The organism is Exiguobacterium sp. MMG028 (genome assembly GCF_027947425.1).
GTDB classification, from domain to species: domain Bacteria; phylum Bacillota; class Bacilli; order Exiguobacteriales; family Exiguobacteriaceae; genus Exiguobacterium; species Exiguobacterium aestuarii_A.
Genome location: NZ_JAQJIN010000001.1, coordinates 387,029 through 400,482, shown reverse-complemented (window position 1 = coordinate 400,482; position 13,454 = coordinate 387,029). Strand labels below are relative to the sequence as shown.

Genomic DNA, 13,454 nt, shown 5'->3' with positions numbered 1-13,454 from the left:
CAATTCAAAAGTTTGGAAGTGATCTGATTGAAACGAAAGAAAAAACGTACGATTTGGCCGATGATTGCGACGCTTAGTCTCGCCATCGCCGCATTTTTATGGATTCAGTCCGGCCGTGAAGACACGTATACTGTCGAAACCGTCACGAACGGAGACCGTGTCACACGGTCGTTCGAATCTCTTGCTGAGGCAAAACGCTATATGGCAGCGGGAAACAACCGCACCTTATTCTCTCCTTCTGGAGAAGTTCTCGATTTCACAGGCACCGGTGTGGTCGTGACTCCAAGCGATGCCATCACGAACCTTTACGAAGATCAATCGTTTAAAAAACGTCAGTCTTATGTCGCTGGTGGTACAAGACTTCAACTTCTTGAACGAGGCGAAGACCATTTGAAAGTACGCATATCAGGCGCAGACGTCTATGTGAAACCGGATCAAATGGCATTGTTCCCAGAAGCCGTCGTGGAAAGACGTGGTTACTACGAGATTCGAAATGGTGATGTGTATCATTCCGTCGAGGCGAATGCGAATCTCGCCGGCACGTTTCTTGTCGGACCGACAGAAAAGCGCTCAGAAGATCGTTTTTATACGGAACGTGTCCGAGACGTCTTCGACTCTCCTTATCAATTCGCTTCGATCCGATCATCGTCGCCCTATTCCGCCAAAGCGTTCGATCAGTATTTACAATCCATCGACTCGCCACTCGCTGGAGAGGGTGACGCCTTTAAACGTGCGGAAGAGACATATGGCATCAATGCCTTATTCCTACTCGCTGTAGCCGGTCATGAGTCGAGGTTTGGGACGTCCGACATCGCACGGGAAAAACGTAACTTGTTCGGATTCCGGGCAACAGATGACGACCCGAGCGGCAATGCCACAACCTTTGAGACGGTTGAAGCGAGCGTTGACGCGGCTGCCGAACTGTTCGCCACAAAATATGTAAAAGGTCCATACGCACGCGGAGATTACCCTGGTAACAAACAAGAAGGAATTAACATCTTCTACGCCTCAGACCCGTATTGGGGTGAGAAGGTCGCCGGTACGATGTATGCAATCGATCGTGAACTTGGCTTGGAACAATTGAAACAAATGAAATGAACAGCAGCCCGGCTCAAATGAGTCGGGCTGATTGATGTATCATTGATTCATAGAGTATCCTTCACTTCTTTTTCGTAAAGCTCGATGAGTCGATTGTTGTCGAGCACTTGCTCACTTGACTCTTCGTATCGTTCCGTGATGAGTGGGATTAGTTTTTCCCAAACAACCCATTTCACATATTGATCGCGATCATAATTATGATTCAGCTCATATACACTCATTTCTTTTGCCTCAGCATACCGTCTTTGTGACTCGACTACCTCCGCATCAGGTCCTTGTTCAATCCAACCATCGACTTCTTCATCTGTTACGACGACCCCATACTCGTCTTTCGCATGAGTCAACCAAGCACGTTCAAAATCAGCTTGCTCTGAAGCGCGCGTTATGAGCTTGTTTATATCAATGCTTTCATCAAAAAGTTTCATCTCCACGTACAATCGTTCTGCCAACTTCCGTTCGAAATCGTTCTTGATTTGTGGAGCCACATCTTGTTGGAATTCAGTTAAGATACCTTTTAGTTCACCCACAGTCATCTCAGGAACGGTCTTTGTTTCGACTTGAGAATTCGTCACCTTTTCAATCGGTTCGGACAAATTATCATCTCTCATATTCGTAAAAATGAGCGCTATCAAAACAAATATACTGAAAAGTGTTATTCCTAACAGTCGCTTCATGGCTTAGCATTCCCCTCTACCGGATTGACATCATCTTACGCACTTCAATCGTACCATATTCTATATACGCTTCTTGTCGAAGAAATGATTCAACACCAAATGACATCTGATTGAAGGAATTTTAAATCAGAAGACGAATACATAGAATGAACGACCATTCATTTTTCAAGGGGGAATCATTATGAAAACGATTTGGATTACCGGGGGATCGTCTGGTATGGGGAAAGCCATGGCATTAAAATTTAAACAAGAAGGATGGAATGTCGCCATCAGTGGTCGAAACGAGGGACGATTGCTAGAAGCGATGAACGAACTGAACACTATTGAAGCAGGTCAAGCGATGAGTGTGCAGCATGATGTTCGTGATTATGAAGGATGCGCTCAAGCACTCGCTGACATCGTATCCGCTTACGGCCCGGTTCACGCACTCGTCAACAACGCGGCAGGTAATTTCGTCTGTCCGACACTCGATTTGTCTCCGAACGGTTGGGCAAGCGTCATTGATATCGTCTTGAACGGCACATTTAACTGTACCCATGTTCTCGGGAAACATTGGGAAGTAGAAGAATTGCGAGGCGGGTCAATCATTAACATGGTCGCCTCGTATGCATGGCAGGCAGGGCCTGGTGTCGCACCGAGTGCGGCGGCGAAAGCGGGCGTCTTAAATTTGACGAGAACGCTCGCAGTCGAATGGGGCTATCAGTTCGGTGCCCGTGTCAATGCAATCAGCCCAGGACCGATTGAACGGACAGGCGGTGCGGAAAAACTCGTGTCCCATGTGAAAGAAGTGGAGCGGATTCGCCGCAACGTCCCGCTCGGACGCTTTGGAACACCGGAAGAAATCGCTGACTTGGCCTATTGGATTGCCTCTGACGAGATGCGCTACTTGAACGGAGATTGTATCTCTCTTGACGGCGGCCACTGGCTAAACAAACATCCATTCTAATCTAATTAAAAGGACGGCCGAGTTAGATGTCTCGGTCGTCCTTTTATATGTCTTCTCCATCCCACTCCTCGTGAAACTGCACCAAAAAGCGCTCCATAAAAGCATGCCGTGACATCGCCAATTGTTTCGCTTTTACGGTGTGCATCCTAGACGCCAGTTTCAACAATTTATCTTGAAAATGTTGAATGGCACTCTGATCTGACAAATCGAGCGGTGTTCCGCGAGAACCAGCGTATTGGAACGTTCGCGCAATCCCAATGGCTCCGATGGCATCAAGACGATCGGCGTCCTGCAAAATTTCACTTTCGCGAGTCGTCGGTTGCCTTCCTTTTGAGAAAGACACTTCATCAATTAAAGTCAGCACCAAGTTTGCTTGCTCTTCAGTGATTTCTAGACAAGTCAAATGTTGTTTGATGAGTCCTTTCGGTCGACCGAACTTATGGTCTTCCACGTCATGTAAATACGCAGCAAGGATGAGCACCGTCTCGTCGACAGGCTCATCCTTCATCAAGCGCTCCACCAGTCGGACGACGCGCTCAATATGAGCGGTGTCATGCCCTGTATGGTCTTCTGCATGAATTTGTTCGACGAACGTTTTCGTCGCTTGTATCATATCCACGCTTAAATCTCGATCGTCGTGTTCGGTTCAATCAAAAGACCACGGCGATGTAACTGGTCGCAGAATGCTTGAGCGTCCTGCTTGATTGGCGGGAACGTATCAAAGTGGATTGGGACGACCCGTTTGGCTTGGAGCCACTGCGCCGCGTCTAATGCATCTGCAGGTCCCATCGTAAAATTGTCTCCGATTGGAAGGAAAGCGACATCGATTTCGAAACGTTCTCCGTACATTTTCATATCCGAGAACAGGCTCGTATCCCCAGCGTGATAGAGCGTCAGCTCATTCGTCTCAATGATGAATCCAGCTGGCATTCCCATATAGATCGGTGTGTCACCCATATCGAAACTTGAACTATGGAAGGCTTGCGTCATCGTGACGCGTCCGAACGGGAAGGCGTGTCCGCCACCGATATTCATTCCGTGTACAGAAAATCCTTTTTTCTCATAGTAGGTCGCGAGCTCATGCGTCGCCACAATCGTCGCACCCGTCTCTTTCGCGATCAATTCGACATCTTCGATATGATCAAAATGAGCGTGGGTGAGCAACAAATAGTCTGGGCGTAGTGTAGAAGGGTCTACTTCCGTATGAGGGTTACTCGTCAAAAATGGATCGATCAACACGTTTACGCCATCGATCTCAAATCCTACTGTCGCGTGTCCGTAATAAGTGATTTTCATGTGCATTCATCCTTCCTTCGTAAGTTCAGATTACAACACTTTTTCTAAGAATCGTTTCGCGCGGTCTGTCTGCGGGTTCAACAATAGGTCGGCCGGTTTTCCTTCTTCCATCAGAATTCCTTCATCAAGGAAGAGGACACGGTCTGCCACTTCACGAGCAAAGCCCATTTCGTGTGTGACGACGACCATCGTCATCCCTGTCTCAGCTAACCCCTTCATGACATCGAGTACTTCGTTGACCATCTCAGGGTCAAGTGCCGAAGTCGGCTCATCGAATAACATGACGTTTGGTTCCATCGCCAAAGCACGTGCGATCGCGACACGTTGTTTTTGTCCACCCGATAATTGGCTCGGGTAGGCGTCGATTTTCTCAGAGAGACCGACACGTTCGAGCAATTTTTTCGCACGTTCGAGTGCTTCAGTCTTACTAACTTTCAAGACGTTGACCGGTGCGTACGTCAAATTGTCCAATACGCTCATATGCGGGAAGAGGTTGAACTGTTGGAACACCATCCCGATATTTTGGCGAGCCTTCGCGACGTTCGCCCCTTTTTTCGTAAGTTCGAATCCATCCACACTGACCGTCCCGCTCGTCGGGATTTCTAGCATGTTCAAGCAACGCAGAAATGTCGATTTACCAGACCCAGACGGTCCGATGACGGCGACCACTTCACCACGCTCAATCGTCGTCGTGATTCCCTTCAATACTTCTAAGTCACCAAATTGTTTGTGTAGGTCTTTAACTTCGATCATCTTCCATCACTCTTTCTTAACCGTTTTTCTAGACGTTGTCCAAGATACGTCAAGATCATCACTATCGTAAAGTATATCACACCGGCGAATAGAAGCGGTTCGAAGTAGATCGCCTTCTGCCCACCGACAATCTGTGCGCGGCGCATGATGTCGAGTACGCCGACCGTCGAGACGAGGGCCGACTCTTTTGTCAACGTGATCATCTCGTTGACGAGGGCGGGCAAGATGTTCTTGAACGCCTGCGGCAAGATGATTGAACGTAATTGTTTGACGTATGGGACACCTAAGGCATCAGATGCTTCCCATTGGCCTTTATCGACCGCTTGAATACCAGCACGAATAATCTCTGAAATATACGCCCCTGAGTTTAATGAGAAGGCGATGACTGCCGATTGATACGGTGTCGTGATATAGCCAGTCAATTGCGGCAACCCGAAGTGAATGATGGCAAGTTGCAAGATGAGTGGCGTCCCACGGAATACAGCCGTGTATGCATGTCCAATAAAGTTGATGAGACGATTCGGTACGATTTTCAGTGTTGCAACGACAATACCAAGTGAGATCCCGATCAATGCCGAGACGATGACCACCTGGAACATGACTGGGATCCCCTCAAGTATGTAAGGGATCGAATCATAAATCCGGCTAAAATCCATTGTAAGTTCCTCCTAAAAAAAGGCTGACCGATTCATCTTCAGTCAGCCTCGTACGATTCATTATTCGGCTGGTGCAGCCTCTTCTTCAAACCATTTTTGTGCTAACTCTTCGATTTCTCCACTGTCGATCATCTTCTTCAACTCTTCGTTGAATTGATCGCGGAGTTCATCGTCTTTACGGAAGGCAGCAGCAGAGCCCGCTTCTTCTTCGTCCACGATTTCAAATGTTGTCAATTCGCTGTCTTGCTCGAGGTATTTCTTCGCGACCGTATCTTCGATGACCATTGCGTCGATACGTCCTGTCTTGATTTCCTGGATGATCTCAGGAATTTTGTTCAATGAGACGATTTCAGCGTCTGTGATTTGATCCTGTGCGATTCCTTCTTGAATCGAACCAAGCTGGACACCAATCTTTTTGCCTTTCAAATCTTCAAGTGATTGAAGTGAATCATCTTTTGATAAGATCAAGTTCACCGCTGTGAAATAGATATCCGAGAAATCGGCATTTTCTTTACGCTCTTCTGTCGGTGTCATACCAGCCATGACGAAGTCGACACGACCCGCGTTGAGGGCTCCGAGCAAGCTTCCGAAGTCCATATCTTCAATTTTCAATTCATATCCCATGTTTTCCGCCACTTTTTTGGCGATATCGATATCAAATCCGACGATTTCGTCGCCGTTCGCTGTGTCAACGAATTCATAAGGGAAGTAATCGGCACTCGTACCCATGACGATGACTTTGTCATCCTCACCATCGGTCGATGTCGATCCTCCTTCGTTCACGTCTGCCCCACATGCGACTGAGAACGCGGCCAGTCCTGCTAAACATAATGCTAGAAAACCTTTTTTCATCTTCATCTCCCTTTCATAGTTGAATGATAATTATCAGAACTTTAACAAAATTATGACATATGTGTGAACGTAGCTCAACTGTTCTAGGACACATCAGTTGTCCGACTTGTGTCTTCAACCACTATATACACATAATTATTACTTGTAAAGTATATTCATGCATTTTATACAAAAAAAGAAGGTCACATTCGCTCGAAAGCGAAATATGTGACCGTTCCATTGTCGCGAGACCCATATGGTTGGACTTGTTTAACGGATGACATTGGGATGGCACTATAAACGTGCGGATAACGTTCCCCATCCTCATCTAACTCATAATGTAACAGTTGCCCAAGACGATTGACGTAAAGGGAGACGAGCACGACCGCTTCTCCCGGATACGACGCTTTGACGACCTTTCCGATCTGTTGCGGTGTACAACATTTAATCGTCCCTTCCGATTGAAGCGACGGTTCATTGATCTCACCGCGTGACAGGGCAATCATATATTCTGCCTCTGTCATAATTTTGATGACTGGTTCCATATACACTGCCCCTTTTCACAAAAGCGCAAAGGCAGTGCCTTTGCGCCGATGCTTGATTATGCGAAGTAGATATCGAACAATGTTTTTAATTGGTCGACGAGTTCTTCCGCAGTTGACGACTCGATTTCACTACGCTCTACCATCGTCACGATGTTTCCATCCTCGAGGAGGGCAATCGATGGTGAAGACGGTGCATATCCTTCGAAATACTCACGTGCACGATCTGTTGCTTCACGGTCTTGACCTGCAAACACGGTCACGAAATGGTCAGGTTTGACGCCTTCCATCTTGTTTACGTAAGCCGCGGCCGGACGAGCGATTCCGCCTGCACAACCACAAACCGAGTTAACGAGTACAAGTGTCTTCCCTTCTTTTTTCAGTGCCCCGTCCACTTCGTCCGGTGTCGTTAGCTCTGTGTATCCTGCAGCACGCACTTCGTTACGCGCTTGTTCGACTACATCTTGAAAATATAATTGAAAATCCATGTTGTTTCCCCTTTCGACATTTCGTCTATACTCCCTTATTTTACGTCTTGTTCTACCTCGAGGACAAGTCTATCGCTCAATTCACGTTCTAAGAACGGATCTGCCTGTAACATTTGTTTAAAAGCGAGGTAACGAGCCTTCGTCTCATCACTCGCTACTCGATTCGTCAAATAGGCACGAATCATGATGTTCTTTGGCGTATGCTCGAGGTCGATGAACTCCAGTAATTGAGCTTCATAACCGACAAGTCCAAGAAGTTCGGCCCGAATCGAATCTGTTGCGAGCGAGGCGAACCGTTCTTTGATCAATCCGTGCTGGAGCATCACGTCTAGATTCGGTGCTTGAAGTTGACGATTTAACTCCTTCTGACAGCAAGGGACGCTCAAGATGACTTTCGCCCCCCACCGGACGGCACGGGCTAACGCCATATCGGTCGCCACGTCACAAGCATGAAGCGTCACGACCATATCGACAGCTGTCTCCCCTTCATATTCATTGATGTCTCCGACTAAGAACTCGAGTCGCTCATATCCTAAGTCTTTCGCAATCGATGCACATTCTTCGATGACTTCTTTTTTCAAATCGAGACCCGTGATATGGACATCATACCCTTTCATCTCGTGTAAAAAGTGATAGAGCGCGAACGTCAAATACGATTTCCCTGAACCGAAATCCAAGATTCGGACGGTACGGTCTGTCGGCAAGTGTTTGAGCGAATCCTCAATGAACTCAAGGAAGCGGTTGATTTGTTTAAACTTGTCATACTTTTGTCGCTTCACTTTCCCATCACTCGACTGGATGCCAAGTCGAATCAAGAACGGGACCGGCTTATCGAGCGGAAGTACATACTGCTTTTCCCGATTATGGCTCAACTGAATTTCTTTTTGAGCTGTCTGCTTTTCTTTCAATGTCACTTTGAACTTTTTCGATAACTGGAATTGGAGATCAGATTCCTTTAACTGAAACTGTCCCTGTCTGAACGTTTCAAGAAGTTCGAGCAATTCTTCTACAGCCTCATCCGGCGGTAAGTTTTTATGGTTCATCACCCGTTCGTACTGATATTCGAACTGGATGTGGTATGCATTCCGAAGCATGACCGGTTTCAATTTGACGCGTCTGAGATCACTTGATTTTTGACGGGGTTGACTGATTGTCGCCGACACGAGATGATTTAATTGGATCACGTCTTCGAGACGTTCTTGTAACGCTTTATATTCCAATGGATTCAATCCTTTTTTAGAAATTTTGAAACATATCGTTTCACCTGTCCGTACATACTATTACACGAAGACGACGTTACGTCAAAGGAGGATACACATATGTTTAAAAAGATTTTATCATCAATCGGAATTGGTGCCGCAAAAGTGGATACACGTCTGAATGAAAGCCACTGTACGCCTGGTGGAGAACTGAACGGGGTCGTCCATATCGAAGGTGGTTCGGTCGAACAATCAGTCGACAGCATCTACCTATTCTTCAATACGCTGTACAAGCATGAGGTCAACGACAAATCGACATACTCGACCTTCACGATCGAAAAGATTTTATTGAATGAGGCTCCATTTATGATCGGACCTGGAGAAGTGAAAGAGATTCCGTTCACGGTCAACGTCCCGTTCAATACCCCACTCTCTGTCAGCCAATCAAAATCATGGATTGAGACCGGACTCGATATCGCACAAGCCGTCGATCCGAAAGATGAAGATGCGATTACCGTACAACCGAACGCGGCACAACAAGTCATTTTAGATGCGATGGACGAGCTCGGTTTCCGTCTCAAGAAAGCCGACACAGAGATGCTCCCGGCACGCCATCGTTCAGGTCGTCTTCCGATTGCACAAGAACTCGAATATTCAGCGAACGGCTCACGTTTCGGGCGTCAGTTAGATGAAGTCGAAGTCGTCATCTTACAAGAAGAGGATTCGATTGAATTACTCATACAAGTCGACCGTAGTGTCCACGACCTCGGAAGTCTTTTCGCAGACTTGACAGGAACAGACGAGTCAACGCATCGTGTCCGCTATGATGCTGCACGTTTGTCACCAGCTGAAGTTCGTCGCGACATCGAATCGATGATTGAACAATCGATATAAAGAGCTCACCGACACGCCATTATTAGAAATGGCGTGTTGTTTTAGACCTCGAGTTCAACCATCCAATATGTTACAATTATATGGAATTAATTGGAGGTGACGTCATTTTATTCGCGTGTATCTTAATCGGGAGTATCGGTCTTACGATGCTTGCTTTGCCCATTTTAGAGACTAACTTGTCTGACTCGCTCGCTTTCTTCACGCTTGGTGGCATCGGATTTTTCATCGGTATGATTGTAATCTTCGTCATACGTCATCCGTCTGCGTATGCCCGATCATTCATAAAGTTCGTTCCATATTTTATTTTTCTGTTTCATTTTCCAGCCTCACTCGTTCTTCTCTGGATTTCTTCGATCAGACATGATGGGGTTCCCGAATTTGCCTTAGACTATACCTTCGTATACTGGATGTTCCTTCTCGTGTTTGTTGTGACCATCAAATCGATGGATCACGTCCATCAACGACAATTCGAGAAGGTGCAAGATTAGAAAGGACGATTCAACATTGGATTTACTTCACCTTCTTTACGGTCGAGCAATCCCGCTCACGTTATTCACGACGCTCGGCATATTCAGTTTCATGTTTGCGTATGCGCTCTACAAAACCAAACAACGACTCTCCAAAGGACTCGTCATCATGGGCATGTCCATGTCGCTCCTTCTCTTACTCATCTCAGCTGCAAGTTTCTTCTTCACGCTATTCATTGGCTATAACTCATGAAAAAGGAGGCGCCCCACTAGGAGTGCCTCCTTTTTTTATACATCAATAGACTGTATATGTGTTCGGGTCAATCGACTCGAGCGACTGCTTGATCGCTTGCAAGAACTGACCTGCGACGAGACCGTCGAGGACACGATGGTCGACTGACATACACAGGTTGACCATGTCCCGTGCCGCGAACATCCCGTTCATCCAGACAGGACGTTTCACGATTGATTCGACAGATAGGATTGCCGCTTGTGGGTAATTCAAAATCGGTGCCGATTGGATTGAGCCAAACGCCCCTGTGTTGTTGATCGTGAACGTCCCGCCACGCATCTCTTCAGCTTTCAAGCGATTCTCACGCGCACGTGATGCCACGTCTTGAAGGGCCACGGCAAGCCCTTTTATATTCTTCTCATCCGCTTGACGAATGACCGGCACATACAGGGCATCGTTTGCCGCGACGGCCACAGAAAGATGAATGTCTTGGTGAACTTTGATGTGATCGCCTGCCCATTCCGAGTTCATCATCGGATACTTCTTCAATGCCTCGATGGCCGCTTTCATAAAGAACGGCATGAACGTCAACTTGACCCCTTCCCGCTTCATGAACTCATCCTTCAATCTCGCACGTGCCTCGACGAGATTCGTTACATCGACCTCAATCATGAGCCATGCGTGTGGCGCCTCATGCTTCGAGCGAACCATATTGTTCGCAATCGCTTGACGCACACCTGCTGTCGGAATCGTTTCGTATCGACCTGTAGATGTCGAGGCAGCTGGTTGTGAAGGCTCGACGGCAGGACGTGGTGCCTCAGTCGGAACATCCATTTTTGTTTGTACCATTGTCTCTTGGAGAGGTGCTTGTGTCACTTTCTCAGGAGTTGATGCAGGGCGTCCTTCTGATAAATAACGAAGAATATCTTTCCGCGTGATCCGACCGCCTAGGCCGCTTCCGCTCAATTCATTCAAATCGATGTTGTTCTCATTCGCGAGTCGGATGACGGCAGGAGAATATCGACCGTTCCCACTCTGTTTTTTCGGAACCGTCGCAACAGCTTGCTTCGCTTCAGATGGAACTGACGGTGCAGCTTCCGCGACTGGTTCTGTCTTCGTCTCGGTCACAGCTTCCTCTGCACTTTCGACTTCCATCGTCAGGACTGGTGTCCCGACACTGACCGTCTCACCTTCTGGAATGAGAAATTCTTTTACGATTCCTGCACTTGTTGCCGGAATTTCGGCCGTAACTTTATCTGTCATCACTTCGGCGAGTGGTTCATACTCTTCCACACGGTCGCCCGGTTTGACGAGATATGTCGTAATCGTGCCTTCCGTTACACTCTCACCAAGTTGGGGCATTATAATCGTTTGTTCCATGGAGCCGCCTCCTTAAAACGCGGCGAGCTGACGCGCCCGCTCGGCAATTTTTTCTGGGGATACGATAAAGAATTTTTCCATAGGTGGTGCATATGGCATAGCCGGAACATCAGGACCCGCTAAGCGTTCAATCGGCGCATCGAGTTCAAAGAGCGCCCTTTCTGCGATAATCGCCGCGACTTCTCCGATGATGCTTCCTTCTTTATTGTCCTCTGTCACGAGTAACACTTTACCGGTCTTCTTGACCGACTCGATGATTGCATCCTGGTCGAGCGGATAGACGGTACGAAGATCAAGAATATGCGTACTGATTCCTTCCTCTTCGAGTGTTTTCGCAGCTTCTTGTGCCATATGGACACAAAGACCGTACGTGATGATTGTGATATCGTCACCTTCACGTTTGACAGCTGCCTTACCGATTTCAACCGTGTATTCGTCCGTTGGCAAGTCCGCCTTCAAAAGACGATAGGCACGCTTATGTTCGAAGAAGAGGACAGGGTCGTTCGAACGGATTGCTGCTTTCAACAATCCCTTCGCATCGACCGGGTCTGATGGAATGACGACTTTAAGACCTGGCGTCGAACTGAACATCGCCTCGACAGATTGCGAGTGATAGAGTGCCCCGTGAATGCCACCACCGAACGGAGCGCGGATGACCATCGGACACGTCCAGTCGTTGTTTGAGCGGTATCGAATTTTTGCCGCTTCCGATACGATTTGGTTCACTGCTGGCATGATAAAGTCTGCGAATTGCATTTCTGCAATCGGACGCATGCCGTACATGGCAGCCCCGACTCCTACACCGGCAATCGCACTTTCAGCGAGCGGTGCGTCGATGACACGGTCTTCACCATACTTCTCAATCAAGCCTTGTGTGGCACGGAATACACCACCACGTACGCCGACGTCTTCCCCGACGACGAAGACGTTTTCGTCGCGCTCCATTTCCTCATGAATCGCTTCATTGATCGCTTCGATAAACGTTTTCATCATTTTTCCTCCTCATAGACGTAATCCAATGCAGATTCAGGTGATGCGTACGGTGCTTTGTCTGCATATGTCGTCGCTTCATTCACTTCAGCATCGATTTGTGCATCGATTTCGGCAAGTGTATCCGCCGTTGCAATACCGTCGTTCACAAGTCGTTGACGGAACAATTGAATGCCATCCCGCTCTTTTAATCCTGCCAATTCTTCAGCTGAACGGTATGCTTTGTCATCATCATCTGATGAGTGTGGGACGAGACGCTCGACTTCTGCTTCGATTAGCGTCGGTCCTTCTCCGCGAAGTGCACGTTCACGCGCTTCCTTCACGACCGCATATACAGCAATCGGGTCTGTCCCGTCGACTGTCACACCTGGCATCCCGTAACCTTTTGCACGGTCTGATACACGCTCGCATGCCAACTGTTTCGTAAGTGGTACCGAAATCGCATATTTGTTGTTCTCACAGAACAAGATGACCGGTAATTTATGGACGCCAGCAAAGTTTGCCCCTTCGTGGAAATCACCTTGGTTTGATGAGCCTTCTCCGAACGAGACGAACGTGACGAGTTCTTCTTTTTTCATCTTCGCCGCAAGTGCAATTCCGACCGCATGAGGGACTTGTGTCGTAACCGGAGATGAACCCGTCACGATGCGATGTTCTTTCGAGCCGAAGTGACCAGGCATCTGACGACCGCCCGAGTTCGGATCTTCCGCTTTCGCAAATGCAGACAACATCAAGTCTCTTGATGTTTGACCGAAGTGAAGAACAACCGCCACATCACGATAGTAAGGCAATACGTAGTCGACTCCTTTCTCGAGCGCGAACGCCGCACCGACCTGCGCCGCTTCTTGTCCTTGACATGAAACGACGAACGGGATTTTCCCGGCGCGGTTCAACTTCCACATCCGTTCATCAATCTTACGGGCGCGTACCATCGTTTCATACATCGCCAATAAATCTTGTTTGGTTAAACCAAGCTCTTCATATGAGTTTACAGTCATCTGTTCCATC

Annotated in this window: 17 protein-coding genes; 5 read left to right on the top strand and 12 right to left on the bottom strand. The window is 47.7% G+C overall.

The genetic code is table 11. From position 1 onward, the window contains the following. The first annotated feature begins 27 nt into the window (after positions 1 to 27). Positions 28 to 1,098: an N-acetylglucosaminidase gene (locus PJK55_RS02150; protein ID WP_271304643.1), complete on the top strand. Its 1,071-nt coding sequence runs from the start codon at positions 28 to 30 to the stop codon at positions 1,096 to 1,098. 47 nt (positions 1,099 to 1,145) lie between these two features. Here the strand turns inward: PJK55_RS02150 and PJK55_RS02145 are convergent, their stop codons facing one another. Then, positions 1,146 to 1,691, bottom strand: a complete 546-nt coding sequence (locus PJK55_RS02145; RefSeq protein WP_271304642.1) for a hypothetical protein — start codon at positions 1,689 to 1,691, stop codon at positions 1,146 to 1,148. 256 nt (positions 1,692 to 1,947) lie between these two features. Here PJK55_RS02145 and fadH point away from each other — a divergent pair, with 256 nt between their 5' ends. Then, a complete protein-coding gene (gene fadH, locus PJK55_RS02140; RefSeq protein ID WP_271305260.1) occupies positions 1,948 to 2,718 on the top strand; it encodes a 2,4-dienoyl-CoA reductase in 771 nt (256 codons plus the stop codon). Between the two features lie 43 nt (positions 2,719 to 2,761). Here the strand turns inward: fadH and PJK55_RS02135 are convergent, their stop codons facing one another. The 8 genes from PJK55_RS02135 to PJK55_RS02100 all read right to left on the bottom strand — a co-directional run bounded on the left by PJK55_RS02135 (position 2,762) and on the right by PJK55_RS02100 (position 8,504). Beyond that, positions 2,762 to 3,331, bottom strand: coding sequence for an HD domain-containing protein (locus PJK55_RS02135; protein WP_271305259.1), 570 nt, complete (start codon positions 3,329 to 3,331; stop codon positions 2,762 to 2,764). 8 nt (positions 3,332 to 3,339) lie between these two features. Further along, entirely contained in the window at positions 3,340 to 4,014 is a 675-nt protein-coding gene (locus PJK55_RS02130; RefSeq protein ID WP_214748101.1) for a metal-dependent hydrolase, read from the bottom strand. Positions 4,015 to 4,044: 30 nt separating this feature from the next. Next, the gene (locus PJK55_RS02125) at positions 4,045 to 4,767 is read right to left on the bottom strand and encodes an amino acid ABC transporter ATP-binding protein (RefSeq protein WP_214748098.1); all 723 of its coding nucleotides are present in this window, start codon (positions 4,765 to 4,767) and stop codon (positions 4,045 to 4,047) included. Then, positions 4,764 to 5,423, bottom strand: a complete 660-nt coding sequence (locus tag PJK55_RS02120; RefSeq protein WP_012726548.1) for an amino acid ABC transporter permease — start codon at positions 5,421 to 5,423, stop codon at positions 4,764 to 4,766. Before PJK55_RS02120 ends, PJK55_RS02125 begins: the two co-directional genes overlap by 4 nt. Before the next feature lie 60 nt (positions 5,424 to 5,483). Further along, positions 5,484 to 6,275 (bottom strand): transporter substrate-binding domain-containing protein, encoded by a 792-nt coding sequence (locus PJK55_RS02115; RefSeq protein WP_012726549.1) that lies wholly within the window; start codon positions 6,273 to 6,275, stop codon positions 5,484 to 5,486. A 182-nt stretch (positions 6,276 to 6,457) separates the two neighbouring features. Then, the gene (locus PJK55_RS02110; protein ID WP_074033280.1) at positions 6,458 to 6,799 is read right to left on the bottom strand and encodes a DUF952 domain-containing protein; all 342 of its coding nucleotides are present in this window, start codon (positions 6,797 to 6,799) and stop codon (positions 6,458 to 6,460) included. Positions 6,800 to 6,855: 56 nt separating this feature from the next. Continuing rightward, positions 6,856 to 7,284, bottom strand: a complete 429-nt coding sequence (locus PJK55_RS02105; protein ID WP_214782447.1) for a BrxA/BrxB family bacilliredoxin — start codon at positions 7,282 to 7,284, stop codon at positions 6,856 to 6,858. A gap of 35 nt (positions 7,285 to 7,319) precedes the next feature. Next, positions 7,320 to 8,504, bottom strand: a complete 1,185-nt coding sequence (locus tag PJK55_RS02100) for a class I SAM-dependent methyltransferase (RefSeq protein ID WP_214782445.1) — start codon at positions 8,502 to 8,504, stop codon at positions 7,320 to 7,322. Positions 8,505 to 8,603: 99 nt separating this feature from the next. On the opposite strand from PJK55_RS02100, the gene PJK55_RS02095 reads away from it, so the two are divergent. The 3 genes from PJK55_RS02095 to PJK55_RS02085 all read left to right on the top strand — a co-directional run bounded on the left by PJK55_RS02095 (position 8,604) and on the right by PJK55_RS02085 (position 10,097). Continuing rightward, positions 8,604 to 9,377 carry a sporulation protein gene (locus PJK55_RS02095; protein WP_224861401.1) on the top strand — a complete coding sequence of 258 codons (774 nt, stop codon included), beginning with the start codon at positions 8,604 to 8,606 and terminating at the stop codon, positions 9,375 to 9,377. 80 nt (positions 9,378 to 9,457) lie between these two features. After that, on the top strand, positions 9,458 to 9,865 hold the full coding sequence (locus PJK55_RS02090) for a hypothetical protein (protein ID WP_271304641.1): 408 nt from the start codon (positions 9,458 to 9,460) through the stop codon (positions 9,863 to 9,865). A 16-nt stretch (positions 9,866 to 9,881) separates the two neighbouring features. Next, complete coding sequence (locus PJK55_RS02085; RefSeq protein ID WP_224861405.1) at positions 9,882 to 10,097, top strand: hypothetical protein; 216 nt, start codon at positions 9,882 to 9,884, stop codon at positions 10,095 to 10,097. Between the two features lie 42 nt (positions 10,098 to 10,139). Here the strand turns inward: PJK55_RS02085 and PJK55_RS02080 are convergent, their stop codons facing one another. From PJK55_RS02080 to PJK55_RS02070, 3 genes are read right to left on the bottom strand one after another with little or no spacing between them, the layout of a single operon-like run. Continuing rightward, complete coding sequence (locus PJK55_RS02080; protein ID WP_271304640.1) at positions 10,140 to 11,456, bottom strand: dihydrolipoamide acetyltransferase family protein; 1,317 nt, start codon at positions 11,454 to 11,456, stop codon at positions 10,140 to 10,142. A gap of 12 nt (positions 11,457 to 11,468) precedes the next feature. Continuing rightward, positions 11,469 to 12,446 (bottom strand): alpha-ketoacid dehydrogenase subunit beta, encoded by a 978-nt coding sequence (locus PJK55_RS02075; protein ID WP_271304639.1) that lies wholly within the window; start codon positions 12,444 to 12,446, stop codon positions 11,469 to 11,471. Then, positions 12,446 to 13,453 (bottom strand): thiamine pyrophosphate-dependent dehydrogenase E1 component subunit alpha, encoded by a 1,008-nt coding sequence (locus tag PJK55_RS02070; RefSeq protein ID WP_442899486.1) that lies wholly within the window; start codon positions 13,451 to 13,453, stop codon positions 12,446 to 12,448. The genes PJK55_RS02075 and PJK55_RS02070 overlap by 1 nt, the downstream gene beginning before the upstream one ends. Between the last annotated feature and the right edge of the window lies 1 nt (position 13,454).

Excerpts from the sequence above, each read along its gene's own strand:
- PJK55_RS02135 (WP_271305259.1), bottom strand. The coding sequence starts at position 3,331 with ATGATACAAGCGACGAAAACGTTCGTCGAACAAATTCATGCAGAAGAC.
- PJK55_RS02130 (WP_214748101.1), bottom strand. The coding sequence starts at position 4,014 with ATGAAAATCACTTATTACGGACACGCGACAGTAGGATTTGAGATCGAT.
- PJK55_RS02125 (WP_214748098.1), bottom strand. The coding sequence starts at position 4,767 with ATGATCGAAGTTAAAGACCTACACAAACAATTTGGTGACTTAGAAGTA.
- PJK55_RS02120 (WP_012726548.1), bottom strand. The coding sequence starts at position 5,423 with ATGGATTTTAGCCGGATTTATGATTCGATCCCTTACATACTTGAGGGG.
- PJK55_RS02115 (WP_012726549.1), bottom strand. The coding sequence starts at position 6,275 with ATGAAAAAAGGTTTTCTAGCATTATGTTTAGCAGGACTGGCCGCGTTC.
- PJK55_RS02110 (WP_074033280.1), bottom strand. The coding sequence starts at position 6,799 with ATGGAACCAGTCATCAAAATTATGACAGAGGCAGAATATATGATTGCC.
- PJK55_RS02105 (WP_214782447.1), bottom strand. The coding sequence starts at position 7,284 with ATGGATTTTCAATTATATTTTCAAGATGTAGTCGAACAAGCGCGTAAC.
- PJK55_RS02095 (WP_224861401.1), top strand. The coding sequence starts at position 8,604 with ATGTTTAAAAAGATTTTATCATCAATCGGAATTGGTGCCGCAAAAGTG.
- PJK55_RS02090 (WP_271304641.1), top strand. The coding sequence starts at position 9,458 with ATGGAATTAATTGGAGGTGACGTCATTTTATTCGCGTGTATCTTAATC.
- PJK55_RS02080 (WP_271304640.1), bottom strand. The coding sequence starts at position 11,456 with ATGGAACAAACGATTATAATGCCCCAACTTGGTGAGAGTGTAACGGAA.
- PJK55_RS02075 (WP_271304639.1), bottom strand. The coding sequence starts at position 12,446 with ATGAAAACGTTTATCGAAGCGATCAATGAAGCGATTCATGAGGAAATG.
- PJK55_RS02070 (WP_442899486.1), bottom strand. The coding sequence starts at position 13,453 with ATGGAACAGATGACTGTAAACTCATATGAAGAGCTTGGTTTAACCAAA.